This window comes from Psychrobacillus sp. FSL K6-1267, assembly GCF_038003265.1.
Taxonomy (GTDB): Bacteria; Bacillota; Bacilli; order Bacillales_A; family Planococcaceae; genus Psychrobacillus; species Psychrobacillus faecigallinarum.
Genome location: NZ_JBBOOR010000001.1, coordinates 1,938,710 through 1,964,058, shown reverse-complemented (window position 1 = coordinate 1,964,058; position 25,349 = coordinate 1,938,710). Strand labels below are relative to the sequence as shown.

30 protein-coding genes and 2 riboswitches are annotated in these 25,349 nt (G+C 34.2%); of the genes, 6 read left to right on the top strand and 24 right to left on the bottom strand.

Annotation, left to right across the window (positions count from 1 at the left end):
• Positions 1 to 221 precede the first annotated feature (221 nt).
• From MHB55_RS09825 to MHB55_RS09765, 13 genes are all read right to left on the bottom strand, one after another.
• Positions 222 to 464: a hypothetical protein gene (locus MHB55_RS09825; protein WP_340863119.1), complete on the bottom strand. Its 243-nt coding sequence runs from the start codon at positions 462 to 464 to the stop codon at positions 222 to 224.
• Positions 465 to 629: 165 nt separating this feature from the next.
• Complete coding sequence (locus MHB55_RS09820) at positions 630 to 1,085, bottom strand: hypothetical protein (protein ID WP_154310869.1); 456 nt, start codon at positions 1,083 to 1,085, stop codon at positions 630 to 632.
• A 175-nt stretch (positions 1,086 to 1,260) separates the two neighbouring features.
• On the bottom strand, positions 1,261 to 1,890 hold the full coding sequence (locus MHB55_RS09815) for a LysE family transporter (protein ID WP_144537198.1): 630 nt from the start codon (positions 1,888 to 1,890) through the stop codon (positions 1,261 to 1,263).
• Positions 1,891 to 2,239: 349 nt separating this feature from the next.
• Positions 2,240 to 2,743: a GNAT family N-acetyltransferase gene (locus tag MHB55_RS09810; RefSeq protein ID WP_151109965.1), complete on the bottom strand. Its 504-nt coding sequence runs from the start codon at positions 2,741 to 2,743 to the stop codon at positions 2,240 to 2,242.
• A gap of 209 nt (positions 2,744 to 2,952) precedes the next feature.
• Positions 2,953 to 3,399, bottom strand: coding sequence for a site-2 protease family protein (locus tag MHB55_RS09805; protein ID WP_151109967.1), 447 nt, complete (start codon positions 3,397 to 3,399; stop codon positions 2,953 to 2,955).
• Between the two features lie 320 nt (positions 3,400 to 3,719).
• Positions 3,720 to 4,535, bottom strand: coding sequence for an adenosylmethionine decarboxylase (speD, locus tag MHB55_RS09800; protein ID WP_144537200.1), 816 nt, complete (start codon positions 4,533 to 4,535; stop codon positions 3,720 to 3,722).
• Between the two features lie 202 nt (positions 4,536 to 4,737).
• Complete coding sequence (metA, locus tag MHB55_RS09795; RefSeq protein ID WP_340863118.1) at positions 4,738 to 5,646, bottom strand: homoserine O-acetyltransferase MetA; 909 nt, start codon at positions 5,644 to 5,646, stop codon at positions 4,738 to 4,740.
• A 199-nt stretch (positions 5,647 to 5,845) separates the two neighbouring features.
• Positions 5,846 to 5,950: riboswitch (SAM riboswitch) on the bottom strand.
• Positions 5,951 to 6,039: 89 nt separating this feature from the next.
• Positions 6,040 to 7,905 (bottom strand): ribosomal protection-like ABC-F family protein, encoded by a 1,866-nt coding sequence (abc-f, locus tag MHB55_RS09790; protein WP_340863117.1) that lies wholly within the window; start codon positions 7,903 to 7,905, stop codon positions 6,040 to 6,042.
• A gap of 108 nt (positions 7,906 to 8,013) precedes the next feature.
• Positions 8,014 to 8,145 (bottom strand): RAxF-45 family protein, encoded by a 132-nt coding sequence (locus MHB55_RS09785; protein ID WP_340863116.1) that lies wholly within the window; start codon positions 8,143 to 8,145, stop codon positions 8,014 to 8,016.
• 71 nt (positions 8,146 to 8,216) lie between these two features.
• Positions 8,217 to 8,444: a hypothetical protein gene (locus MHB55_RS09780; RefSeq protein ID WP_144536592.1), complete on the bottom strand. Its 228-nt coding sequence runs from the start codon at positions 8,442 to 8,444 to the stop codon at positions 8,217 to 8,219.
• Between the two features lie 129 nt (positions 8,445 to 8,573).
• Positions 8,574 to 8,969, bottom strand: coding sequence for a sporulation protein (locus tag MHB55_RS09775; RefSeq protein WP_191697063.1), 396 nt, complete (start codon positions 8,967 to 8,969; stop codon positions 8,574 to 8,576).
• A 5-nt stretch (positions 8,970 to 8,974) separates the two neighbouring features.
• Complete coding sequence (locus tag MHB55_RS09770) at positions 8,975 to 10,171, bottom strand: AI-2E family transporter (protein WP_340863115.1); 1,197 nt, start codon at positions 10,169 to 10,171, stop codon at positions 8,975 to 8,977.
• A gap of 70 nt (positions 10,172 to 10,241) precedes the next feature.
• Entirely contained in the window at positions 10,242 to 11,192 is a 951-nt protein-coding gene (locus MHB55_RS09765) for an LCP family protein (RefSeq protein ID WP_340863114.1), read from the bottom strand.
• Positions 11,193 to 11,354: 162 nt separating this feature from the next.
• On the opposite strand from MHB55_RS09765, the gene msrA reads away from it, so the two are divergent.
• From msrA to MHB55_RS09750, 3 genes are all read left to right on the top strand, one after another.
• Complete coding sequence (gene msrA / locus MHB55_RS09760; protein WP_340863113.1) at positions 11,355 to 11,885, top strand: peptide-methionine (S)-S-oxide reductase MsrA; 531 nt, start codon at positions 11,355 to 11,357, stop codon at positions 11,883 to 11,885.
• A gap of 95 nt (positions 11,886 to 11,980) precedes the next feature.
• Positions 11,981 to 12,078, top strand: a riboswitch (guanidine-I (ykkC/yxkD leader).
• 66 nt (positions 12,079 to 12,144) lie between these two features.
• Complete coding sequence (locus tag MHB55_RS09755; protein WP_144536600.1) at positions 12,145 to 12,486, top strand: SMR family transporter; 342 nt, start codon at positions 12,145 to 12,147, stop codon at positions 12,484 to 12,486.
• Positions 12,486 to 12,800, top strand: a complete 315-nt coding sequence (locus MHB55_RS09750; protein WP_144536601.1) for a DMT family transporter — start codon at positions 12,486 to 12,488, stop codon at positions 12,798 to 12,800. The genes MHB55_RS09755 and MHB55_RS09750 overlap by 1 nt, the downstream gene beginning before the upstream one ends.
• Positions 12,801 to 12,978: 178 nt before the next feature.
• Here the strand turns inward: MHB55_RS09750 and MHB55_RS09745 are convergent, their stop codons facing one another.
• Positions 12,979 to 13,359: a YolD-like family protein gene (locus MHB55_RS09745; RefSeq protein ID WP_144536603.1), complete on the bottom strand. Its 381-nt coding sequence runs from the start codon at positions 13,357 to 13,359 to the stop codon at positions 12,979 to 12,981.
• 184 nt (positions 13,360 to 13,543) lie between these two features.
• Positions 13,544 to 13,765 carry a transcriptional regulator gene (locus MHB55_RS09740; RefSeq protein ID WP_225321673.1) on the bottom strand — a complete coding sequence of 74 codons (222 nt, stop codon included), beginning with the start codon at positions 13,763 to 13,765 and terminating at the stop codon, positions 13,544 to 13,546.
• A gap of 336 nt (positions 13,766 to 14,101) precedes the next feature.
• Between MHB55_RS09740 and MHB55_RS09735 the strand changes: the two genes are divergently transcribed.
• Positions 14,102 to 15,703, top strand: a complete 1,602-nt coding sequence (locus MHB55_RS09735; RefSeq protein WP_340863112.1) for an ABC-F family ATP-binding cassette domain-containing protein — start codon at positions 14,102 to 14,104, stop codon at positions 15,701 to 15,703.
• A 149-nt stretch (positions 15,704 to 15,852) separates the two neighbouring features.
• On the opposite strand, the gene MHB55_RS09730 is transcribed toward MHB55_RS09735, so the two are convergent.
• The 5 genes from MHB55_RS09730 to MHB55_RS09710 form a co-directional block, all read right to left on the bottom strand.
• Positions 15,853 to 16,176, bottom strand: a complete 324-nt coding sequence (locus tag MHB55_RS09730) for a hypothetical protein (RefSeq protein ID WP_340863964.1) — start codon at positions 16,174 to 16,176, stop codon at positions 15,853 to 15,855.
• 58 nt (positions 16,177 to 16,234) lie between these two features.
• Complete coding sequence (locus tag MHB55_RS09725; protein ID WP_340863111.1) at positions 16,235 to 16,723, bottom strand: YkvA family protein; 489 nt, start codon at positions 16,721 to 16,723, stop codon at positions 16,235 to 16,237.
• A gap of 201 nt (positions 16,724 to 16,924) precedes the next feature.
• Entirely contained in the window at positions 16,925 to 17,764 is an 840-nt protein-coding gene (locus MHB55_RS09720; RefSeq protein ID WP_144536609.1) for an STAS domain-containing protein, read from the bottom strand.
• 155 nt (positions 17,765 to 17,919) lie between these two features.
• The gene (locus tag MHB55_RS09715; protein ID WP_144536611.1) at positions 17,920 to 18,120 is read right to left on the bottom strand and encodes a cold-shock protein; all 201 of its coding nucleotides are present in this window, start codon (positions 18,118 to 18,120) and stop codon (positions 17,920 to 17,922) included.
• A gap of 194 nt (positions 18,121 to 18,314) precedes the next feature.
• A complete protein-coding gene (locus MHB55_RS09710; protein ID WP_144536613.1) occupies positions 18,315 to 18,593 on the bottom strand; it encodes a DUF1033 family protein in 279 nt (92 codons plus the stop codon).
• Between the two features lie 256 nt (positions 18,594 to 18,849).
• Here MHB55_RS09710 and MHB55_RS09705 point away from each other — a divergent pair, with 256 nt between their 5' ends.
• The gene (locus MHB55_RS09705) at positions 18,850 to 19,521 is read left to right on the top strand and encodes a 5-bromo-4-chloroindolyl phosphate hydrolysis family protein (protein ID WP_340863110.1); all 672 of its coding nucleotides are present in this window, start codon (positions 18,850 to 18,852) and stop codon (positions 19,519 to 19,521) included.
• Positions 19,499 to 20,695, top strand: a complete 1,197-nt coding sequence (locus MHB55_RS09700) for a toxic anion resistance protein (protein ID WP_340863109.1) — start codon at positions 19,499 to 19,501, stop codon at positions 20,693 to 20,695. Before MHB55_RS09705 ends, MHB55_RS09700 begins: the two co-directional genes overlap by 23 nt.
• Before the next feature lie 162 nt (positions 20,696 to 20,857).
• On the opposite strand, the gene MHB55_RS09695 is transcribed toward MHB55_RS09700, so the two are convergent.
• The 4 genes from MHB55_RS09695 to odhB form a co-directional block, all read right to left on the bottom strand.
• On the bottom strand, positions 20,858 to 22,738 hold the full coding sequence (locus MHB55_RS09695; protein ID WP_340863108.1) for a vWA domain-containing protein: 1,881 nt from the start codon (positions 22,736 to 22,738) through the stop codon (positions 20,858 to 20,860).
• Between the two features lie 10 nt (positions 22,739 to 22,748).
• Complete coding sequence (locus tag MHB55_RS09690; protein ID WP_340863107.1) at positions 22,749 to 23,612, bottom strand: ATP-binding protein; 864 nt, start codon at positions 23,610 to 23,612, stop codon at positions 22,749 to 22,751.
• 108 nt (positions 23,613 to 23,720) lie between these two features.
• The gene (locus tag MHB55_RS09685; protein ID WP_144536623.1) at positions 23,721 to 23,918 is read right to left on the bottom strand and encodes a DUF6501 family protein; all 198 of its coding nucleotides are present in this window, start codon (positions 23,916 to 23,918) and stop codon (positions 23,721 to 23,723) included.
• Positions 23,919 to 24,078: 160 nt separating this feature from the next.
• Entirely contained in the window at positions 24,079 to 25,323 is a 1,245-nt protein-coding gene (gene odhB, locus MHB55_RS09680; protein WP_144536625.1) for a 2-oxoglutarate dehydrogenase complex dihydrolipoyllysine-residue succinyltransferase, read from the bottom strand.
• Positions 25,324 to 25,349: the final 26 nt, after the last annotated feature.

The window sequence follows — 25,349 nt, the reverse complement described above, 5'->3', positions numbered from 1 at the left end:
GTTACCATGTCTAATAACATGAAAGAAAGATTACCACATGGCCTCTCTTACTATACGGAGCATATACCTTTCCAATAATCGCTAAAAGTACTCTAATCGATTTAATTCCATTATCCAAAAATTTCGTCCCCTACACTCACTCCCTCCATCATTCTCCCCCCTCGAGTTAGTTGGATAAAATAAAAAGAACGCCTCCTGTGGACGTTCCTCTGCTGATACACTTATTTGTTTTTAATATAGTCCATACCTTGCGCTGTTATCGCTAAAACTAGGTTATCTGACCCTTGCCCGTTATCTATGGCATATTCCTTTTCAATAAGGTATTCAATAGCTTGTTTGCTATTGAGATCAGTATTTACCATTGCTTTAGGTAATACATAGCTTCCTCCATTATTAGCAAAATGATACTCATACAGACTTTGTAACAATACATCCGATAGTTCGTTTATTTCTTCGTTAGTCAAGAATGATCCCTCCTCAATAATCAATATACATCACAAGAGAAAAAAATTCTTTATTTTTGCTTTCTCCATATAATGTTAATCATACAATGAGAAATAGTACCAAACCGTATGTTGACCAATATTGTTTACTAATTAGCTCATAAAACTAAACACATCATAAGTTAGTTATTGTGTTCCATGTTTATCTAAAGCAAAGGAAGCACGCCTTCGCACATACTCCTGTTCATCATTTAGAAAATCACTTAAATACATTCTTATCAATAAGTTATCTCCCTTGATTTCTCCGAGACCATAAGCAACTTGCCATTTTGCATCGGCATCACTATAAATTAAAGCATACTTAGTTAATGATAAAAGTTGATTAGGTAAGTCTATAAGGTTTTCTATGATATTCTCGACTTCATTATCTCTTGCTAGTATATAAAGAAAATCTTCAATAAGTTCTTCGTTCCATCGCTCAACTGATAACTCTTTAAGTAAATTTCCTGTGTCGTGGTATTGCCAGTTCCAGTTTGGGTATTCTGTTTCCCATTCTTCAGAGGATTTATCAGCTTTGCGAGCCCATCTTTTAAAATCAGAAACTCCATTTTTAAAGAGTAATACAAGTTCCTCTTCTCCCATTCCATACATACCTCATCTTCTTCATATTTTCATTGCAAAAACTTTATCAGCTTGTTCAACTAACCTGTAACATTTCACAGTGGTTCAACGAATTCTACTTGTTATTTATAATGTAAAAATAAACCATCGATAATGATGGTCTTGTGTAACTTCAGCACCCGTTCGTGAAAAAGTTTTATATATATAATTTCAAACTTTGAATGAACTCATAAACAAAATATCCCGCAAAACCTATTAATAATATCCCCGATATTATTGTTAACCATTTAATCATATTTCTATTTAGTGCTTTCCTTGTAATCGATATAATAGTGAGTAATCCAATGTCGTGTAGCAATATTCCACTTAAAATTCCTAATGCAACAATGAAAAAATGACTTTCATCGCTGGCATAGTTTTTAGCAAGTACTACTCCAAATACATTTACCCAAAAAACTAGATTCCCTGGAGATATGGCCACAAGAAGTCCGTTCTTAAATGAACTAAAAAAAGACTTTGTTACTTTTTCTCCAGATAAAGTAATATCTTTATCAGCATTTTTAATTGAATCGTAACCTATGTACAATAAAAACAGAGCTCCAATAAGCCACATCGGAATTTGGATAATAGGCAGCGCTAAGATAGAAGCAAGTCCTGTTGATAGTAAAATGATTAGCACAAAATCAATTGTCATACCACCTAACCCTACTGCCCATCCATGTATAAATCCATTTTTCAATCCTTGCTTCGTCATTTCGACTGTAATTGCGCCTACAGGCATTGCAATGGCAAGTCCCACCATTACATAAGCAAAATACAAACTCACAATGAACACTTCTCTCAAAAGTAAAAATAAATACCCTCATATGTCCGTTTATATGAATTATTATACAGAATAAAGTATAGTATATTCAACCTCTTATACTAAACTTTTTCGTTAGTAGAATTTTAATATTTCACACTGATAAACAAATCATCGAAATGAAACACATCTTCAATTAAAAATCACAATCTCAGTTATACTTCTACTTTTCAAAATTTCATATTTACTTATGCACCTATAATAGAACTAGAATGTTGGGAACAACTATTAATGCTATAGACCTTGGTAATAATTCAAAAAAACGAGGCACCATTGCCAAATGATGCCTCGTTTCATTCTACGTTAATTTATTTTAAACAAATCTCCAAAAATATAATTCATCTGTTTCTTTATAAATTTTCGCCCCACATTTTTCTAAAACTCTATGCGATGGAATATTGTCTTTATCCGTATCAGCAATAACATACATAACATCGGCCTGATTTAGCAACCAGTTTTTCATGTTATTAATAGTTTCCGTCATATAGCCGTTCCCTTGATATTCTGGAAGAGTATAGTACCCTATTACTACTTCACCATTTTCATTCGGAAGACCTTTTAACATTACTCCACCAACACTACAGTTTTGATCTTTCGAAACGATTAACCAATTGGTATACCAAATATAATTTTCTTCATCACTTAACAGTTTTGAAAGTCTAATTTCCATAGCTTGTTTAAGATCCGAACTAAGAAATCTATTTGATTCATTGATAGATAAACTCTGTTCCATTTTCTTTGGATTATCAATTAGTAATCTTAGATTTTCTGCAGTCAGTGGAATTAATATTAATCTTTCTGTGTCTAATTCAATCATTATTACACTCCTATCATAATTTTGTACGTCATTTTATAGACAAAAACAAATTTAAAAATAGGTATATGTTATTGGCAGCTACTCCCATTAAAATTTATCCAAAATAAAGGTAGCATTACACTTTGCCGTCCAATATTGTATGGTCATTAAAGTTTATCATTCCAGAAATATCCTGTCTATTCCAATATGTTTTTACTATTAACTTCTAACTAATTCTTATATAGTTCTATTAATTGTTTACCGTCCGTAGCACCTATTATTGTATTAAGTGGAATTAGATTGATTAAAACAGTTAGATACGATACAAAAATAAAACTATCCAAATAGTTTCTAAAAACTAGGAATTCATAACCAGTTAATAAGTGAAGTACTATAGCAGAAATAAAGTTAAAGAAAACTCCCCCTAAGTAATAAAATGTTTTTTGGCTTTTACTTAATTTCTCATGGTTTTCTGAAAAAACTCTTCCTCCAAAGAAGTAAACTTTTTTTATGAGAAAATTATTTATCTGTAAAAGTGTATTACCATTCCCTATAGAGAACTCACTTACTTTCGCACCAAATATTTTCAAAAAAAATGCGTGTCCAGCTTCGTGAATGAGTGCAATAATTGGGCTAATAAACAAAGTAATAATTATGAAGTTTATTAAAAAGTCCATCTTTTCATCCCCTTTCTAACATTTACGGAGAAAGGGTTATAATGTTTCGAATATTTCTGAATATTAATTTTCAGCCATATTATTTCATGAAGTAAGAGTCGTCTAAGTAGTTCACTGAACATTAAATGATAAATCAACCTTTTTTATGACTATTGTCTTACAACTGGTTTATTCGGCTATAAAATTTCTTTCCGGTCATAAATTTTTTTATCCGGTCATTAACCTGGTCTATCCGGTCATAAATTTTTCTATCCGGTCATAAAGTCCATTCTTCACACAAATGAAAAGCTCTGAGTGATTTACTCAGAGCTTTTTTCAATTTAATCTGATCGAGTCATGTTTTTTGCGTAAAAGATTTCGTCCATTTCTGTTTTTAGCTTTTTCGTTATCAATATTTTTTCTTCTTCTGAAAGTTCATCTTCGTTGTAGCCAAATAGGTAATTATTCAAGTCAAACTGCTTTAGCTTACATTTAGTATGAAAAATATTTTCCTGATAAACGTTAACATCGATCATATGGTAAAATTCCTGCAAAGCATCTGGGATATAATTTTGAATGGAATTAATATCGTGATCTATGAATAATTTATGGCCTTTCACATCTCTCGTGAACCCTCTCACTCGATAATCCATGACCATCACGTCAGTTTCAAAGGAATGAATCAAATAATTTAGTGCTTTTAATGGAGAAATTTCTCCGCAAGTAGAAATATCTATATCTGCTCTAAAAGTACTGATTCCTTCATCCGGGTGATATTCCGGATAAGTATGAACAGTAATATGGCTTTTATCTAGGTGACCAAGTACAGTTTCTGGTATTGGCCCCGGAGATTGCTTAAATGATTCTATCGGTGTTTGATCGACAGGTCCTTCCGATACTAAAATGGTTACACTTGCACCCTGCGGCTCGTAATCCTGCTGTGCAATATTTAATATATTCGCTTCTATAATTTCGGATACTTTGGTTAGTATATTAGTTAAGCGTTCAGCGTTATATTGCTCATCAATATATTCTATATATTTTTCCCTTTCTTCCTTGGTTCTCGTATAACAGATATCATACATATTAAAGCTTAATGTTTTCGTTAGATTATTAAACCCATGTAACTCGATTCTTTGTTTTGGTGTCAAACTCATAGACTTAACCTCGCTTCCAATAAAGTGTAAATCAATACCATTAAAAATATGTTTCTTTGTATAATACAATGTCTCTTCTCTTTTGTTTTCCCTAATATCTGAATAAATAAAACTAAAAATAAGAAAAACTCCTGTTTATTTAAACAGGAGTTCAATATACAAGACAAATATTACTTTCTTTCTGACTGTTCAATAGAACATTTTATTCCCAATCATAAGGAGTAGCTTGGTATACATAGTAATTTAACCAGTTTGAAAATAACAGGTGCGTATGGGCTTTCCATGTATTCAATGGTTGACTAGAAGGATCATTATTTGGGAAATAGTATTTAGGCATCTCAACCTCTATTCCTTTGTTGAGATCTCTATTATATTCCTCTGCCAAAGTATATGCATCATACTCTAAGTGACCAGTCACCATCACAAATTTGTTGTCATTCGATTTCACAAGAAATACTCCAGCTTCCTCAGAATTGGCAAGGATGGTTAAGTGTTCATTCCTTTCAATTTCTTCCCTTGAAACAGATGTATAACGGGATACTGGGGCATTAAATTTGTCATTAAATCCTCTTACTAGATCCTCCACCTGATTAGTTAAAATGTGTCTAAACACTCCTGAACACTTTTGAGTAAGAGGAAATTTATCAATTCCATAATGATAATAAAGAGCTGCTTGGGCACCCCAGCAAATGTGTAACGTTGAGGTCACATTCAATTTAGACCATTCCATGATTTCCTTCATCTCTCTCCAGTAATCTACCTCTTCGAATGGAAGTTGCTCAATTGGAGCACCAGTAATAATCATGCCATCATACTTTTTTTCCTTAATTTCATCAAATGTCGAATAAAATGTATTTAGATGAGTTTTACTAGCATTTTTAGATTCGTATGTTGCTGTATTCATAAATGTTATATTTACTTGTAATGGTGTATTACCTAAAAGTCTTAATAACTGTAGCTCTGTTTTTTCTTTTTCAGGCATTAGATTGAAAATAACGATGTTGAGTGGACGAATATCTTGTGTATATGCTCTTTCTTGATCCATTACAAAGATTTTCTCTTCTTTTAATAATTTTGTTGCCGGTAATTGTTTTGGAATATTAATAGGCAATTTATTTCCTCCTTATAGAAAAGCACTAGAACTAACGTTTGTACAGTGAAAACATAGGTACAATTACAAAGCAATTCAGATTTTACTTGAACCTTGTGGGTAAACTCTGAGCTAGACAACCAAAAACCAGATACTTTTTTTCAAACAAAAATGCCCCTCTTTCCATGTAAGAAAAGAGGGGCAAAAATTTGCTCTTTAGCTCTTATCTTCCAAGATAATGTCTTGTAGGAGTTAGCACCTTTCTGTATAACAGAGGTTGCTGAAGCTTCAACGGGCCTAATCCCTTCGCTTCTCTTGATAAGAATATTTAATTGTTATAATTATTTGTCAATAAATAATATTAGCATGGTCTCTTATTTATATCAACCCATTTTCAAGAATAGCCTATTAATCTCATAGTTCTAACCACTTCTCCATTAATTGTTCCAACTGCTCTTCTGCGTGTAATTTCTTCAAGCTTAATGACTCATAGATTGACCAGTCTGCCTCTACGTTAATCTGATTTTCTAAGTCACTTATTATCTTCTCTAACTCATTTATTTGGTGTTCTAGTGGAACCTTATTTTCTTGTTTAGTGGTTGGTGATTTTTTTATGGGCAGCTGCTCCTTTATTTCTTTCTCCGAATTTTGTTTAGAGATAAATTCAACCCATTTTTCTCTTGCCCATTCAAACGGTCCTTCATAAGTTGTAAGCTTGCCATTCTCTAGCCAAACAGTTCTTGAAAATAGTTTATTTAAGAAATATCTATCATGGGAAACAGCAATAATTGTTCCACTAAAATCATCGAGTGCTTCTTCTAACACCTCACAAGAATCAATGTCCAGATGGTTAGTTGGTTCATCTAATATTAAACAATTGATGTCTTGATGCATTAACTGTGCTAGACGAAGACGCATTCTTTCTCCACCGCTTAAATCAGCAATTCTTTTGAAAACATCGGGTCCGTAGAACATAAACTTCGCTAAAATGTGGCGCGCTTCTCCTTCACTAACGTTCACTTCACCTCTGAAAATATCTATCAATCGAGCTTTTGGATCTCCTATTTCAAAATGTTGAGAAAGGTAGCCAAGTCTTACATTACTTCCAAATCGAGCTTCCCCTATATCAATTGTTTCTTCCCCTCTGAGAATATTTAATATGGTTGTTTTACCCGTTCCATTTCTTCCCACTATAGCAAGTCGATCTTTCCAATAAACATGCATATCTGTGTCATTTAAAATCTTTTTATCTCCAAAGCATTTGGAGACGCTCTCCATTATTACTACTTCTTTTCCACTTCTAGGTGCTGCGTCAAATGTCAGGTTCATTTTTTTAGGATCTATCAAAGGCTTGCGAACCTTTTCCATGCGTTCTAGAGCTCGTTCCATATTTCTTGCTTGTCGATGAAGTCCTGCATTTGGAGGAACAGCCTGGTTAGCCCAAATTTTTAATCTCTTAATGGCTTCTTTCATTTTTTTTATCTTTTTTTGTTGTTCCTCATATTGCTGGAATTCACGAGTGAGCTTTTCTTCCTTCTCTATTAAAAACGAAGAATAATTACCATGATAAAGTGTTAACATCCCGTCCTCAAGATCGGCAACATTAGTGACAACCTTATCTAGGAAATATCGGTCGTGCGAAATTAAAACTACAGTGCCTGAATAGTTAACCAAATATTCCTCCAGCCACTCTATAGCATACAAATCCAAATGATTGGTCGGCTCATCCAAAAGTAATAACTGTGGACTGGTTAGAAGAAGCTGTCCAAGCATTATTTTTGTTTGCTCACCCCCACTTAAACTTGAAAAAGTCTGATTGACAAAGCCACTTAGCTGTAACCCTTGAATTACTTTATCAATTTCCGAGTCAATACCGTATCCACCCTGTAAAGTGAATTTTTCCTGAATATCCCCATACTGTTTTAAGAGCTTTTCTAATATCTCAGAATCAGCTACTGCAAGCTCATGTTCTAGTTCGCTCATCTTTTGCTGAAGTAGCCTTATATCTTCAAAAGCATCATATAGCAGATCTTTCCCTGTAATATGGTTTTCAAAAGTGGGGATTTGAGCAAGATAACCTATTTTTGTCCCCTTTTTGAAGGTTATCGTACCTTGATCTGGTTTTTCTATACCTGCAATCATTTTAAAAAGAGTTGTTTTACCGCTTCCATTTCTACCAACTATCCCTAATTTGTCTCCAGACCTTACATCCAAGGTTAAATCCTCAAATATTGTGTTTCCACCAAGCATTTTACTAATTTCCTGTATTTTACATATCATTATAATTCGCTTCCTCTCCAAAATATAGCTGGAAGCATTTTTCTGCATACAAAAAGACTGCTCCATAAGCGGGCAGTCTCCTAAATGTGGTTCAGAAAGAATGGCTTATCAGCTGTGAATTTCATGTAATTGTTTAAAAAAGGACAGACTGGTCCCGTTCTTAGCAAATCCATGAGTAATCGCACAGGATATGGATAAAAATCCCAAAATAAATCCATGTGCATTCACAGCGTTTTTCATTCCTTCTTCACCTCCGATCATTAATGTAAGACTATTTTAACATATTCCACTATTTCCTACAATGTGAATTTTTATTCGTCACCTTTTAAGCCCTCTAAGCCAGGATCGTTAAGCTCGTTCGTGTTTGGCATTCCTTCATCATTCTCTTTATTAACTTCTTCATTCCCTGATTCCGGGGTAATACTATCTCTTGTATTATCGATCGTTTCTGGCGGTGGGACATCATTTGAAGTACGATCTTCTCCACAAGCAGTTAAAGGCAACAAAACTAATATTAACAAAACAATTAACTTTTTCATCGGCTGCTCCTTTATGATGCAATTATCACTTGTAAGCAATAATTTGCAGTCTCTTTTCACATAGAGTGGTCTTCAAATAGAATTTTATCCACAAAAAAACCAGCAATAAATGCTGGGATTCTTTGCTTTTTATTCCTCAATATCAAAATGTATTTCATCTTCGTCATTGTATTCGGAACCATTTTCAAATAAGACGGTCGTTCTTAAGATAAGTGTAGTCATTTCTTCTTCACCGTCTGGAAGCCATCTTTCATCTGGCATTATTTCAAAAGGAATCATTTGCATATCCTTAGATGCGACAGTACCAACCAGTTCAATAGAATGCTTGGAAACAACCTTTGGTACTTTACCATTAATCACTTTAAAGACTTCTAATTTAATATTTTCAATTTGCTCATAGTCATGTACGCCATCAATATAGATAGTTCCTGAAAGATTTATACCGTGTTCGATATAAGGGTGATCCACAATTGTATCAATTTTTATTGATTTTACTTCTATACTGGAGTTAAATTTTTTGGCCATTACTCTCATTCCACCTTGTTATTTGTGTACTCATAATGTTTTTCTACAACCGGTTCAAATTTATTGTACCTCTTTTTAAACAATGTGTAAAAATGGGAAACTATAACTTTTAAAATGGCATACCCCGGAATACCTAATATAACTCCAGGAACTCCGAATAATGCACCAGAAGTAATTAATACAAAAATAATAGTAATTGGATGCACATGTAGTGATTTACCCATAATTTGTGGGGATATAAATTTCCCTTCGATCAGTTGAACAACCGTCCATACAACAGCGAGCTTAATCAACATAAATGGCGATGTGACTAAAGCAATAATAGCTGCTGGAGTAATAGCTATAACTGGCCCTAGATAAGGGACAACACTTGTTACCATAGCCAATACGCCTAACAATAATGCATAATCCATTCCAATAATGGTGAAACCAATAAAAATCATTATTCCTATGCACATGGAAACAAGTATCTGACCTTGGATGTAAGAGCTTATTTGCTTGTCTATGCTAGTAAATACCGATTTTAAATCCTCTCTCATACGAGGTGGAAATATTTTAAGAATATATGCAGGAAGCTTTTCTCCATCCTTTAAAAGGTAAAATAAGATAAAAGGCACAGTGACAATTGCTAATATGAAGCTAGTAAGTATACCGATAAAAGATGAAATACCAGTTGCTATACCAGTGAAGGTATTTTGGAAGAATACTCCTAGTTCCTTTGGTAAATCATATAACAGATTAGCAACATCATTCTCTATTTGTAAATAATAAGAGCTAATAAAAGTATTTGTTCTCAAAAATGAATCTAATTGACTCAATACTTCTATAAAATAACCTGGGAGCTCTTCTGCCAATCTAAAAAATTGAGCTTTTAAAAAGGGAAACACAAGAAATACCAATAAGGTAACAATTCCTACTAAAGCTAAAAAGATCAGGAGTATTCCGAGCACTCTTTTAACTTTAATTTTTTCTAGCATTCGCAATATCGGTCTAAGTAAATAATAAACAATGACCGCTAAAATGATTGGTAGTATAACATTCCCCAAAAAAACTGTGAGCGGGACAAAAATAAAGGAAATTTCATCATAAATCATAATGATTAACCCAATCATCAACAGCAATATAAGGGTGAATATAGTATTACGCCCACCTAAAAACTTTATGTATCTCGTTGAGAAAAAAGAAGGCTTTTCTGGTTCCACTTTTACCAAACATCCTTTCCTATACCCTTATTTTACGAGTGTAAAGATTCAATATCAAATGTAGAAGCTACTAACTTGATAAAAAATCTTCTATTGCTTTCCTATTTTGCTCTTTATCAATGACAATTACAGAACCAGCATGTTTATAGCTCTTAAAAGAATAACTCCCTTCTACAGGAATCGTCATTTTGTCTATTTCTAATTTTCCACTAACGATTGCATCCATCACTCGAATAGCTTTATCTTTTCTTGAATAATCTGTTTGGATATATCCCTCTGCTGCACCTAAGAATTGAGGAACATTAGAAATATTATCTATAGATAGCACTTCATCCTTTAAAGCTTCCATCACTTTTTGTTGTCGGGCAACCCTCCCAAAATCGCCTTCATTATCTGCACGGAATCTTGCATAACCTAGTAATTCCTTCCCATCTAATTGTTGCTCCCCTTTAGTTAAGGACACACCAATTTTTTCGGACATATCTTTTTCCACATCCATTTTTATCCCTTCGGGCGCAAGAATATCAACTAGTGACTCAAAGCTCCTAAAATCGATAAGGGCATAATGATGTATCGGGATATCAAACATATTCTTCAATGTTGCCTGAAGAGTCGGGACACCGCCCAAATAGTATGCAGTATTTAACTTATATGATTGATAGTTTGGAATATCTGCATAGATGTCTCGCATGAACGAGATAATTTTCACATCATTACTTTTCTTATCCCAGGAAATAACCATCATCGTGTCAGTTCTGGATTTTTCTTTCCCTCCTGCTCCTGAATCGGCACCAAGGACTAAAATATTTTCTCGCTCGCCTTTAGACCAAGAGTCACCCTCGAAGTCGATTTCTTGATGAACTTTTGTTTCCTTCGCTAAATTATATCCTGCTCTATATTGTAAAAATGAATAAGTACCTATAACTAATACAAATACGACAAGTATAGTTAATATCACTCTACCTTTTCGTAGCTTCTTCTTCGGTTTGTATCTTCTTTCTTTTACTTGTTCTTCATCCATTATAAATCTCCCCTTAAGTTCCTCAGCTATATGAAAAGGCACTTAAATGCCATTAGTAGCCTACTCTTATAATAACGTATTTTCATAAACTTGGTTTCAGAATTTTGTACAACTTCAAAAGTAATGGTAAAATCATTTTACTATATTAGGAGGTATATAAAAATGATAGAAAAAGCTACGTTTGCCGGAGGCTGTTTTTGGTGCATGGTAAAACCATTTGATACATGGAACGGAATACATAAAGTAACCTCAGGTTATATGGGTGGGCATATTGAAAACCCTACGTATGAACAGGTAAAAAAAGGTGATTCTGGGCACTTAGAGGTAGTAGAAATACAATATGATTCATCTATCTTTTCCTATGAAAAGCTATTAGAAATTTATTGGCAGCAAATTGATCCCACAGACGCTGGAGGGCAATTCCAGGACCGTGGAGAAAGCTATAGTACTGCTATATTTGTTTATAATGAGAACCAACGAGAGCTAGCAGAAAAATCGAAACAGCAGCTAGCAGAAAGCGGTAAATTTTCTAAGCCAATCGTTACCACAATAAGAGATGCCAAGGTCTTTTATATTGCTGAGGATTATCACCAAGACTTTTATAAAAAAAGTCCTGATCACTATAAAGAAGATCGTGCACAATCCGGAAGAGATGAATTCCTCGGCAAGCATTGGAATAAAACTCAAAGCTAACTACAGACTGAGCTTATGCTTAAGGGATTAAAATTTTTTCAACATAATATTGATTTTAGTATTAAAATGTGTATAATACAAAGTAATTATATACTTTAAATGTTTTCTAGGGTTCCGTAACAGTTACGTTAGTCTGGACCGAGAGAAAACTCACAGCTTTGCTGTGTCACGGAAGGATAAAAGCCTGGGAGAAACTGTTAAACAGTTATCTTCTAGGCTTTTTTATTTTTGGTAATAATAAATTTGGAGGTGCTTTTAGATGAATAAAGACTGGATTAAGGTATTTGTTGCTGCTATCTTTGAGATTTTTTGGGTTATTGGTTTAAAACATGCGGATGACTTTTGGACATGGGCTGGAACCGTCATTGCTATTTTTATCAGCTTTTATTTAATGATCATGTCTGGACGTAGACTTCCAGTAGGAACTGTATATGCAGTTTTTGTTGGTTTAGGTACGGCAGGAACTGTCTTCTCTGAAATACTATTTTTTGGCGAACCGTTCCAAGTAGAAAAAGTACTTTTGATATTATTTTTGTTAGCAGGAGTAATTGGCTTGAAACTAGTTACACCCGACAAAGTTCAAGAAGGGAATGAATCCTAATGGCCTGGATTTCTTTAATCTTAGCAGGATTGTGTGAAATGTTTGGTGTTGCAATGATAAGTAAGTTGCATAAAGATCGAAATTGGCAAACGCTTGTGATATTAATTTTAGGGTTTGGAGCAAGCTTTATACTTCTTGCTTATTCAATGAAAACACTTCCTATGGGTACAGCTTATGCTATTTGGACAGGAATTGGTGCTTCTGGTGGAGCAATTTTGGGTATGGTTTTATACGGAGAATCCTCAGATTGGAAAAGAATTGTTTTTATAAGCATGGTTTTAGGGGCTGCAGTAGGTTTAAAACTTGTAGCCTAAAGTTATTGTTGATGGACTGTAGGAGGAGAGTTTATTTATTAAACAAAGTTAGAAGATAAAAATTACTCGGTAGAAAATTCTATTTTATTTTAGCAATATTCTACTGTTAGTTTTCTTATCTATTTATTTCTCAACACCCTCTCCTTCTATTTACTTATTCTTCTTAAATTCATTTAGTTTAATCCATAATCGTAACATCTACTATTTCGTCTATTTTTATCGATAATAAATAAAATGGGTCCTGTAGCTGGATCACCCTGTGCTTTAAGTCAACTTCCTCTATAATTCCCCTATTATAAACAAATTGACCATTTTTCCATCTTTTAATTTTTGTATCACTTTTGGATGTATAAGCTATATTCAGATTCTCTGATAGTGTCACGTAATCATATTCTGTTAACTCTGGTTTCGGCTCTCTTTTTACTTCCTCGTAATAATCACGTAGCAATGCCACATGCTCTGGAAGCATCATTGAAGTTCCCCACTTAATATTTCTTCGTGGATCAATATTATATTTTGATTTCTTTGCTTCTTCGAAAAAGGCATCATGAAAACCCATAAGTCAAACTCTCCTTTAATGTAATAAATAAGGTTCAATAAAAATGATTAGCCTTTCTTTTTTAAATGTTTAATTGACTATTAATTAGCTAGCTAGAGAATATCTAAAGCCATCCGCTTTTTGATTTTCTTTGAATGAATAAGTATATTGTTCTTCAGACAGCTTCCTACAACAAGTAATTTTGTTAAATAACCGTCCTTTCTTTATGAATGACAGGGACAAATGCTAATACGTTGTTAATTTTAAAAATCCTTTTAGTACCCCTTAAAAAGCAGTAGGCTTGGAATGTTTCCTTTGAAGCACTCAATACTTTTACTCTCCTCTTGCTGATTTCACCGTTGTTTTTCATATAAATCATTTCAAATACTTGATTTGTTTTCATTGAATTCAAAATTGAAATACGCACATTTGTTCCCTCCTTTTTATTTATTATAAGAACATTTGTTTGTTTTTACAACTTGAAATTTCAGGAAAAAATAAAATAGTCATTTTTATTTATTACGTTCAGCTTTATCGCCATTTTGGGTTCAAATTACAAGTTTAAGTCAATTTTTTTTATTCTATTTGTAATTTGAACAATAATCAGTAAGTTTGTTTCAGAAATATTTTACAATTAAGTAGGGCCAAAATTGGGGCACTCCATTAATTAATTCAGCTCTAAACCCCAACATATCAACGTTTGATAGCTTTTGTTTAAACTACATGCTATAATAAGAGCATTGTGAATTTTAGGAGGTATAGTATGATTGCAGTAAGTAATGTAAGTCTTCGATTTGGCGATCGTAAATTATTCGAAGATGTAAATATAAAGTTTACACCAGGTAACTGCTATGGGTTAATCGGTGCAAACGGAGCTGGTAAGTCTACATTTATCAAAATCTTGTCAGGTGAAATTGAGCCACAAGAAGGTAATGTGATTATGAATCCAGATGAGCGCTTAGCGATTTTGAAGCAAAATCACTTTGAGTATGAAGAATATAATGTGTTAGAAACAGTTATTATGGGTCATAAGCGTTTATATGAAGTAATGAATGAAAAAAATGCAATTTATATGAAAGAAGACTTTTCTGATGAAGATGGTATGCGTGCAGCCGAGCTAGAAGGCGAATTCGCCGATCTAAACGGTTGGGAAGCTGAATCAGAAGCAGCAATCCTTCTACAAGGTTTAGGAATTCCAGATAGTATGCACCAAAAGAAAATGTCTGAATTAACAGGTTCAGAAAAAGTGAAGGTCCTTTTAGCACAAGCATTGTTTGGTAAACCAGACGTACTTTTACTAGATGAGCCTACCAACCATTTAGATATAAAAGCAATTCAATGGCTAGAAGATTTCTTGATCAACTTTGAAAATACTGTTATCGTAGTTTCGCATGACCGTCACTTTTTAAACAAGGTTTGTACACATATTGCAGACTTAGACTTTAGTAAAATTCAAGTTTATGTTGGAAACTATGACTTCTGGTATGAATCGAGTCAGCTTGCAACTAAAATGGCACAAGATCAAAACAGTAAAAAAGAAGAAAAAATTAAAGAATTACAAGCCTTCATTGCTCGCTTTAGTGCTAACGCATCTAAATCTAAGCAAGCAACTTCACGTAAAAAAATGTTAGATAAAATCGAGTTAGATGATATTAGACCATCTTCTCGTAAGTATCCATATGTTAACTTCGCTATGAAACGTGAAATTGGAAATGACGTTTTACAAGTTCAAGATCTTGGTTACTCATTAGAGAACGAAAAACTATTCTCTGGCATGAATTTCACTTTGAATAAGGACGACAAAATTATTTTGTTAGGTGATGAGCTCGCTAAGTCTGCTCTACTTCGTCTTCTAGCTGAAGAGGAAGAGCCACAAGAAGGATCTATCAGATGGGGCGTTACTACATCTCGTGCTTATTTCCCTCTTGATAACGCAAAATACTTTAACGGTTCAGAAACGTCTCTAGTTGATTGGCTTCGCCAATATTCACCAGATGATGAAAGTGAGACATTCTTACGTGGATTCCTAGGACGTATGCTATTCTCTGGTGAAGAAGTAAAGAAAAAGCCTTCCGTACTATCTGGAGGAGAAAAAGTTCGTTGTATGCTATCCAAAATGATGCTTTCTGAAAGTAATGTTTTGTTATTAGATGAGCCTACCAACCACTTAGACTTAGAATCAATCCAAGCCCTAAACAATGGCTTAATCGCGTTTAAAGGTGCTATGATCTTCACCTCTCATGACCATCAGTTCATTCAAACGATTGCAAATCGTGTAATCGAAATCCGCAAGGACGGCTCTATCTTAGATAAGCAGCTGACATACGATGAATTTTTGGAATGGAAAGAAGCTCAAAAATTATAATATAGAAAAGCGCAGTGCTAGATAAAATCTACATTTTCTTATCTTAAAAAAGGGTATTCGTGATAATTCACGGATACCCTTTTCTCATCTATTCTATATTGCAGAGGATCTCGTTCTCTTTTAATTGGTCCATTATGTGCCAGACCCCACTAGATTACACGATCTATAATACGATCATACAATTCGTCATCAAAAACAGGTACAACTGAATTTCGCAACTCGTCTACATCATTTTTGATTTCTTTTAACTCATCATGCTTAAAAACAACATCATCATTTAGAGAATCCCATATATAATCACAGAATCGAACAAATCCAACATCCCAATTCGCATTGCCATTATTCTGTGCCTCATATCTTAACTTCTCAATAGCTCTAATTAATTCTCCTTCTACGGTTTCCGATTGTCCATTCGGCGGAACATATTTTTTCCAAATAGCTTTTGCTTCTTCAAAATATTTCACTATTACCACCTCAAACAAAAATAGTTACTATTATCAATTTTTAAAAAAGCATGAGACAACTATTGTCTCATGCTTTTTTTGAAGTTTTGATAAATCGGCCAAGCAATGAACGAGCCGGTAATTTTCCTAAAACAGTATCGCTAGTTTCCGATACCTTTTTCAACGTGTTTAAAAGTTTGTCTTCTCCAGCCCAATGCTCTTCTACAATTTCAGGTGAAAATTTATTTAATAGCATATTTACGATAAATGCTGCAACTATAATATCATCGATGAAACCACCAGGTCCCACTAGGCCCTCTGGTAAGATATCGATTGGAGTAATAAAGTAAAGAATACCACTCCCTATAAGTGTTTTACTTTTCGAGTCAATGCGGTCATCCAACATTGATTTAATAAGTAAATGAAAAAAATCAGGAGCAAACAAAAGATACGGAGTAAACTTTCCCATCTTATTTGATTTTGAATCAACGTAATTTGTTATTTTAGCGCGTAATTTCGTATAAAAATCTTGTTGTTCATCATAGGAAGGCAATTCCTTTTTTAACTCTAAGTCCATACAAAACTCCCCCTTCTTTTTATCACTATACCAAATATTTAGGTAAATGAAACATATATAGTACTACTTAAATGAAATAATTGATTTCCACTACAGCTTGCGTACTTTGTTACAGGTGCCAGGCACCTGTAACAAAGTATAGGATGAATGATAAGCCATTAAATATCCCTGTTCCATGCATGTTCTGTTTATGAGATAAACTTATTTTAATGTTATTTCACCTATATTTAAATACTCATTTAAAGCTTGTTGTAATGTGCCATAGGTTTTTGTATCTTTATCAAACATCATTCCTAATCGGATCATTTGACGAACAACCTCTGGTCTTAAGCCGGTAATTATTGTTTGACACCCCATCATGGCAGTTCCATATAAAGTTTTCATAAGATGCTCTATTACGTCATTTTCCATTTCAGCAATTCCAGATAAATCTATAATTAAAGTTTGTATTCGTAGTCTTCCTATCTCTGTCAATACTTTCTCTTCTAAAATTGCTGTTCGATATGTATCAACTGAACCAATTAAAGGTAAAATACAGATAGAAGGTGTAATTGGTATAATTGGTACTGAAAGATTTTCGACAACCTTTCTTTGAGAGAGTATCAATGCATCTTTATAAGTAGAATAATTTATGAAAAATGCGTTTAAGAAATTATCAATTCTATTATTTAGCAGTTTTTCTATTTCAAAGAAATCTTCCATATTCCAATAGTCTTCAAGATCATTCATTTCTTTTATAAAGGCCCAGACTGTTCTACGGATAGCCTGCACCCATTCAAGTTTGAAGGCTAAAGTTAAGGAATGAGTTGCCCAAGCGATTCCTTCTTGCTTAGCAAATAAGTCTAACTCCTCATCATTACCTTCGATAATATTCTTAATAAGACTATGTGCATTATTAATTAAATCAATATCTCCAACTCTTAAAATGTCATTAATCTTGTCACGGACATTTACAGCTTCAGAAAGAAGATTTTCTTGAACACGATTCTTGTTCTCTTTAAAGTACTCTATAATTCTTTCGTCTAAAAATAGCTTTTCCAAGTTGCTTCCCCCTAGATATTTTAATGATAATTTGAACACTCGTCTTATTTACCCATATAGTTTTAAAGTTAAACACTATGCGGATAGTGTTTTCATAAACATTTTTTATTTTGAGACAAAAAAAAATAGCCCATCTAAATGATGGGCTTTCTAACTTATAGTTTTGTAACATTTGCAGCTTGAGGTCCGCGATTTCCTTCTACTACTTCAAATTCTACACTTTGTCCCTCTTCAAGTGATTTGAAGCCTTCACCTTGAATAGCAGAGAAGTGTACGAATACGTCATTTTCTCCTTCAACTTCGATGAATCCAAATCCTTTTTCTGCGTTAAACCATTTTACAGTACCTTGTTTCATGTTATTACCTCCAAAAATAAAATTAACAATATGTAAATCTAAAAATTCACATATTCCATGAAGTACCGACATCACATCATCGATCACTACATGGGATATGTGAATTGCTAATACAGTTTATCATTTTAATTGTTATCTAAATTATAGCAGTTGGATAAATTTAGTCAACAAATTTTTACATTATTCTAAATCGTTTATTCGATAGTTTTCCAGATGATACCATGAAATATTTGTAAATCATCCTCACAGGACTCACAATAGCATTGCTCCTTAACAGACCAAAAAGCCCAGAATTTATCCTCTCTAGATTCTTCTTTTGGAAATTTTCTACGAAATTCTGTTAGCCTGTTATCAAGATACAATCGTGCATCTTCTTCCTTTTCAAATGAAACTCTTTCTAAAATATGATCTTCCCATCCTTCGAAAGCCCACCATGGTTCATAATCTGCTTTCATATAAATTACCTCATACATAATATATCGCCTCTAATACTTTATAATAATTCATATTTTACTGCTCTAAATTATTTTGTCTACTGTTACGACTTACTTGAACTGTTTAAATTGAAAATCTTCTCTCTTTGGGTTAAGTTATAATTAACAACTACAAACAAAATGGAGAAATTGGGGAAGCTTATAAAGGCTCTTCCCATATTGTTTATTTTTGCAAAATGAAACCTTCTTTTCTCTCATTCGTATAATGTAGTGTATATATAAGGAGGTCTTGACTATGACAGAAGCAGTTCAAACCGTCATTCGTCATTTTATAAATATTCCAATCATGATTGCATCATGGTTTACATTCTTTTTTCCTCTCGATTTTGGATTTTTAGGAAGTTCCGGACTAGCTGTTATCGTTTATGCAGCCTCTAACTTTACGATTAAAAAAATACAACAAAAATCCATTATGAAGAAATATGATTTAACAGCATCTGAATATTTCCACATTCGAAATCAAATCAAGGAAGCTAATGCAAAGGTCCGTACTCTTAATAGTCATTATTTGAAAGTGCGATCTATAAGTTCCTTTAAACAGCTTTTTGAACTAAATAGATTAGCCAAACGAATTATTGCATTGGTTAAAGCAAACCCTAAAAAATTTTACCAAGCAGAAAACTTCTTCTACGCTCATCTAGATTCAGCTGTAGAACTTACTTCTAAGTATACTTTCTTAGTTTCTCAACCTTCTAAAAACAGAGAAATGAAGCTAGCTCTAGAAGATACACGAGAGACTTTAGAATCCATCAATACTGTAATGGAAGATGACTTAAAAAATGTTCTAGCAAGCGACATGGAGCATTTGAGAATGGAATTAGACTTTGCTAAATTATCAGTATCTAAAAAAGCTAAACCTTTATATTTAAAAGGAGAGACAAAAGATGAGCGAAAATACCTCAAATAAAACAGATGATTTTTTAATGGACGAACTTCTAAATAACCCATTTGCTCTAAATGAAGCTAAACCTCAAGCAGTTTCCGAACAAACAAAAGATGCATTACCAACGAAATTAATAGATCGTTTATCGGAAGAAGAAAAACATAAAGCTCAACAATTAGCTGATCAAATACCAGCTGGAAACTATGAGGCAATACTAACATATGGTGCCAATGCTCAAACAGAGCTTACTCGCTTTTCCCACCAAATGTTAGATCATGTTCAGAAAAAAGATATTGGGCCCGTTGGTGATATTTTAGGCGATTTAATGAAAAAGTTATCTGAGCTGAATCCCGAGGAGCTTTCCACAGAAAAGAAATCAGGTATCCGAAAACTCTTTAATCGTGTCAACCGTTCTGTGCAAGAAATGATGACGAAATACCAAAAGCTAAGCACTCAGATTGACAGAATAGGCATACAATTAGAGCATTCCAAACGTGGACTAGTGGAAGATGTTCAAATGCTAGATAAACTTTACGATCAAAACAAAACATATTTCCAGGCTTTAAATGTGTATATTGCTGCAGCTGAGCTTAAAAGAGATGAAATTGTAAATGTAACAATACCAGAATTAAGAAGAAAAGCGGAAATGTCTAACGATCAAATGGCATATCAAGAAGTTAATGACATGGCACAGTTTGTAGACCGCTTAGAAAAAAGAGTATATGATTTGCAACTTTCACGTCAAATTACCATCCAAAGCGCTCCGCAAATCCGAATGATTCAGCAAACCAACCAAACGTTAGCTGAAAAAATTCAATCGTCAATTATGACATCTATTCCATTGTGGAAGAACCAAATTGCTATCGCTCTTACATTAAATCGTCAGCAAAAAGCAGTAGCGGCCCAAAGACAGGTAACGAAAACAACAAATGATCTACTCTTGAAAAACTCAGAAATGTTAAAAGTAAATAGTATTGAAACTGCTAAAGAAAATGAACGTGGCATCGTAGAAATCGACACATTGAAGAAAACACAGGAAAATCTTCTTCAAACAATCGAGGAAACAATGCGTATCCAAGCCGATGGAAGAGTAAAACGTAAAGCAGCAGAAATAGAAATTAGCCGTATGGAAGAAGAACTGAAACAACGTCTACTTCTCATCGCTGACCAATCTAAAAACAGATCCGTACAACCATAATATAAAAAGGCATTGCTTTTATTGGCGATGCCTTTTATATTATATGTTTATAGAAAAAGCTAGTAGTTCCTATTCAATTACACAATTAACATTAAAGCCTCTCTCCACTTTCTCCTCAAAACCACACAAAAAAACACAACGCTATAGTTTTGTTTTCACTAATCAGCTTTTAACGATATGATGAAGCATTTTCCGTAGCAACCGTAAAGTTTCATCTGAGAACTTTCCCAAAGATGCAGCAGTAGCAGTTTTTTTACCAAATATCAGATGAAAAAGCTCTATCTGTTCTTCAGTGGCTTCCTCATCATTTAGGAAAAGATGAAGAATGGATATCTTTTTTCGTTCAACCTCCAGTACAGCCTCTGCAGTGTCCATAATGCCGTTTTGTGCATAACCAAAAGCAGAAGGCTCTCCGTCAGAGAAGACAAGTAAGAATTTATGATTTTCTGGTCGTGCCTCTAGTCGTTTACCAATCCAGCGGATAGCAAATCCATCACGATTATCCTCATGGGCTTCCATAGACAAAATACTGAAACCACTATCTTTATGACCATCCTCTAAACGATGAACCCATTCAAAGGTGTTTGGTTGCTTAGTTTCAGATGCTTCGAAGGCATCTTCATAATGAAGAACGATTTCGTGTACAATCTTCAACTCTCTTAGAACATCATGAAATAATAAAACGGCTTTTTGAGTTTCCTCCATTTTATCCTGCATAGAAGCTGAACCATCCACAAGTAAACCAAATACAGCATTTAACTGAGTACTTGGAGCATTTTTTTTATAAAACGGTTTTGGTCTTTCTTCAGTCCAAATGGATGTCATTTGTGTGGAAAGCCTACCTTTAGAGAGGTTTGTTCGTCGGTCTATCTTCTTTTGCTCCATTCGTTTTTTCATTTCTTGTACAAATGCTTTTACAAAGGGAGCCTGGTCCTGTCGAATAGCTTGTAGTTGTGTTTTTTGAATGAGGTTAGGAACAATTTCTATCCTTTTTTCTTCATAAACCACATTAGTATGCTCGTTTCCAAAATTCTTGCCCGCTTTTTTGCTATAACCACTTTTTTCTTCTTCATGCTTGACGTCCTGAACTTTACTATTATTTCCAGTGGAGTTTCCCCGTCCTGTTTCGGTAATCTCATGATTTTCCTGCCCTTGTTCTGCATTTACGTTTTGCTCGGCCTTTCCATCCCGGCCATGCTCCAATTCATATTGAAGATGGACTCCATCCTCCTGCTCATTTTCCCTGTGCCACGATCTAAATACTTCTTCAATCGTATCTTTTTTTTCTTCCTCCCCCATCTCAGAATCCTTCAACCCTTGATGGTAATGAAAATCTATATTTGCTATATTAGAAGGCGATAGGATGGCATAAAACTGGAGAAGGGTATCGTCAAAAATAAACTCTGATAAAATATTTATAATTTGGAACGCAAGATCAATCGAATCCTGAGTAGATTTATTGTCATATACCTTTTGAATAATTTGGTTTGTTGCGATAAAGGAATCTGGACCAGTAGCATAAATGGTTCCCTCATACAAACAGATATACAAATAACTGAGGTAAGCATCTGCTAGAAATCCTTTTTGCAAATTTACTGTTAACTGCTGCTTATGAAAGGCTAAGTATGTTTCTATTCTAATATCAAAAGTTTTCCTCATACCAATCCGCTTTTTTTGAATACTTTCCATCAATCGAAACTCTTCCAGACAAAAGATGATTTGATCCATGAGCTTTGGTAGGATACTATCCCTTTGATCAAGGTAATGTGACCAAGCTAGAACACTAAAGTGCTTCCAAAATCCTTCTGTTAATAAATAAATATCAGATAGTCTACCTTTATGCATAACCTCTTCACTACGATGTCTCCAAAATACACTTATAGAAACAGTCTGTTCCTCAGGTTGAAACTCAATTAGCTTTCTTTCATTAATTGTAATATCCATATTTTTTGTCATAGCCTTAGCAATTGTTTCGTAATGCATCAGTTGCCTTGCATCAATCGTTTCGTTATTGAATTGGATAAAGCGATTTACCGAAGACAATTACATCACCTCACTTAATCCAAGAGGAAGCAAGCTCTAAAACAAGTCTCTTCTCTTGTTCATCCTCTAACTTTTCAGCAATCGCATAGTTTATAGCTCTCAATGGTTCCATATAGTGTGCTAGCTCCATTGCATATTGAAGGCTTCGAATAGAGGCAGCGTCTTCAGCTAATAGACCTTGCTTCACTTGTTCCATTAAATCTGATGCAAGATTAAGCATTAGAGTGTGAAGCTCTTCTTGTGCATCAGGAAATAAATTATGAAATAGATTCGCAAGTAAATCTCCAGAAATATATGGAATAGTAAATGAGACAAAACGATTTTTCAATGCTTCATTCATAGGAGTTGTTCCGATATACCCTTCATTAATGGCAGCTATAACAGAAAAATCTGGGTGAGCCTTGATGACCTCACCAGTAAAGGGATTTGTAAGCATACGGCGATAATCTAACACGCTATGTAAAATCGGTAAGGTTTCGGACTTTGCCATATTTATTTCATCAATATATAGGATATGCCCTTTTTTCATCGCCTCAACTACAGGACCATCTACAAACTCAATAACATTAGTTCCTTCTTTAATGACAATAGTTTTAAAACCAAGTAAGGATTCTGCGTCCAAATCTACCGAACAGTTAATGCTCTGTACAGGCTGAGAAAAGAAGTGAGACACTGTTTCAGCAAGCTTTGTCTTCCCTGCTCCTGTTGGACCTTTTAATAAAACAGGCTTTTTTAAGGAAACCGCAATCAATACATCCTCATACAAAAAGTCGATTGGTGAAACATATCCTCCAAAGCCAATCAAATCTATATCTTTCTCACTGTGCAACCTTTTAGTTCTTATTTGTCTTTCTCTCTCTATTAAATCAATCATGTTGTTCCTCCTTAATAAGAAAAGTTCAAGCGCCTATGACTGCCTACTTGCTCAAAACGCGAAAACTATCTTGTTTTCAAAAAAAAACTGATGAAGAATCATCAGTTTTTATTGAAAATATTCCTTATAATAGCCGCCGACCTTACCTGTATTGTCTATGACAAATAAAAATTCTTCGGTTTCATTTTTAACTTCATATGTGTTTCCAACTGTCAGTACATTGCTAACTAAGAATTTTTTAGCGTCTGTATGGATACATGTTACTGTCTTAATAGTTGGCTTCACTGCCCAATTTGTATGTATCATTTAACCACTTCCTTTAAATATAGTATACGATTGAATGAAGGAAAATTCAATCACGATACTAATTTAACTAGTTACGCAAAGCTGGACATATACTTTGAAAACAGTATATGTTTTCTTAACTAAAAAAAGAGCAGACAAATTAAATGTCTGCTCTAAATGATTAAGAATTTAGCATTAAATCTTCAGGGTTTTCAAGAAGTTCTTTAACTGTTTTTAGGAATCCAACAGAATCTTTTCCATCGATTACACGGTGGTCATAAGAAAGTGCTACATACATCATTGGACGGATTTCAATTTCATTTCCAACAGCAATTGGACGCTTTTGAATTGTATGCATTCCAAGAATACCAACTTGTGTACCATTTAAAATTGGTGTAGACAGTAGGGAACCGAATACTCCACCGTTTGTGATAGTAAATGATCCACCAGCCATGTCAGAAAGAGCTAATTTGTTGTCACGCGCTTTTTTAGCAAGGCCCGCAATGTCTCCTTCAATTTCTGCAAAGTTTTTGCGGTCAGCATCACGTACAATCGGTACTACTAATCCACCTTCTGTAGAAACAGCTATACCAATGTCGTAGAAATTGTTTTTAACAATGTAATCCCCGTCAATTTGAGAATTCACATATGGGTATTTTTTTAATGCAGCTACAACTGCTTTAGTGAAGAAAGACATAAATCCAAGACGAACATCATTGTCCTCAAAGAATTTGTCTTTTTTACGAGAACGTAATGCCATAACATTAGTCATGTCAATTTCGTTAAAAGTTGTTAGCATTGCTGTACTTTGTCTTACTTCTAATAGACGAGAAGCAATTGTTTGACGACGGCGTGACATCTTCTCACGAGTAGTACGGCCATCATCCTCTTTAGCTGGTGTTGTTGTTTTAGCAGGCTCTGCTTTTGATGGTGCTGGTTTAGAACCATGCGCAGATACATCTTGAACTCGAACGCGACCCATAGGATCTACAGGTGAAATTTCACTTAAGTTAATGCCTTTTTCGCGAGCTAGTTTGCGAGCAGCAGGACTTGCAATGGTACGATCTTGTTCATTAGAAGCCTCTTCATTTGCTTTTGCTACTTCTTGTGCTTTGTTACCATTAACTTCAGGAGCTTTCGCTTCTTCTTTTGGTTGTTCCTTTGCTTCTGTCTTAGCTGCTGGTGCACCTGAACCAGCACCTACAATAGCAATAACTTCTCCAACTTGAACAGTATCACCTTCTGCAAATAATAGCTCACTTACTACTCCAGCTTCTTCAGAAATAACCTCTACGTTAACTTTATCTGTTTCTAATTCAACGATAAATTCGCCTTTTTCTACTGTATCACCTGGTTGTTTTAACCATTGTGCAATGGTACCCTCTGTAATCGATTCTGCTAGTTCCGGAACAATAATTTCTGCCACTTGATTTTCCTCCTCTAATGCTTTTC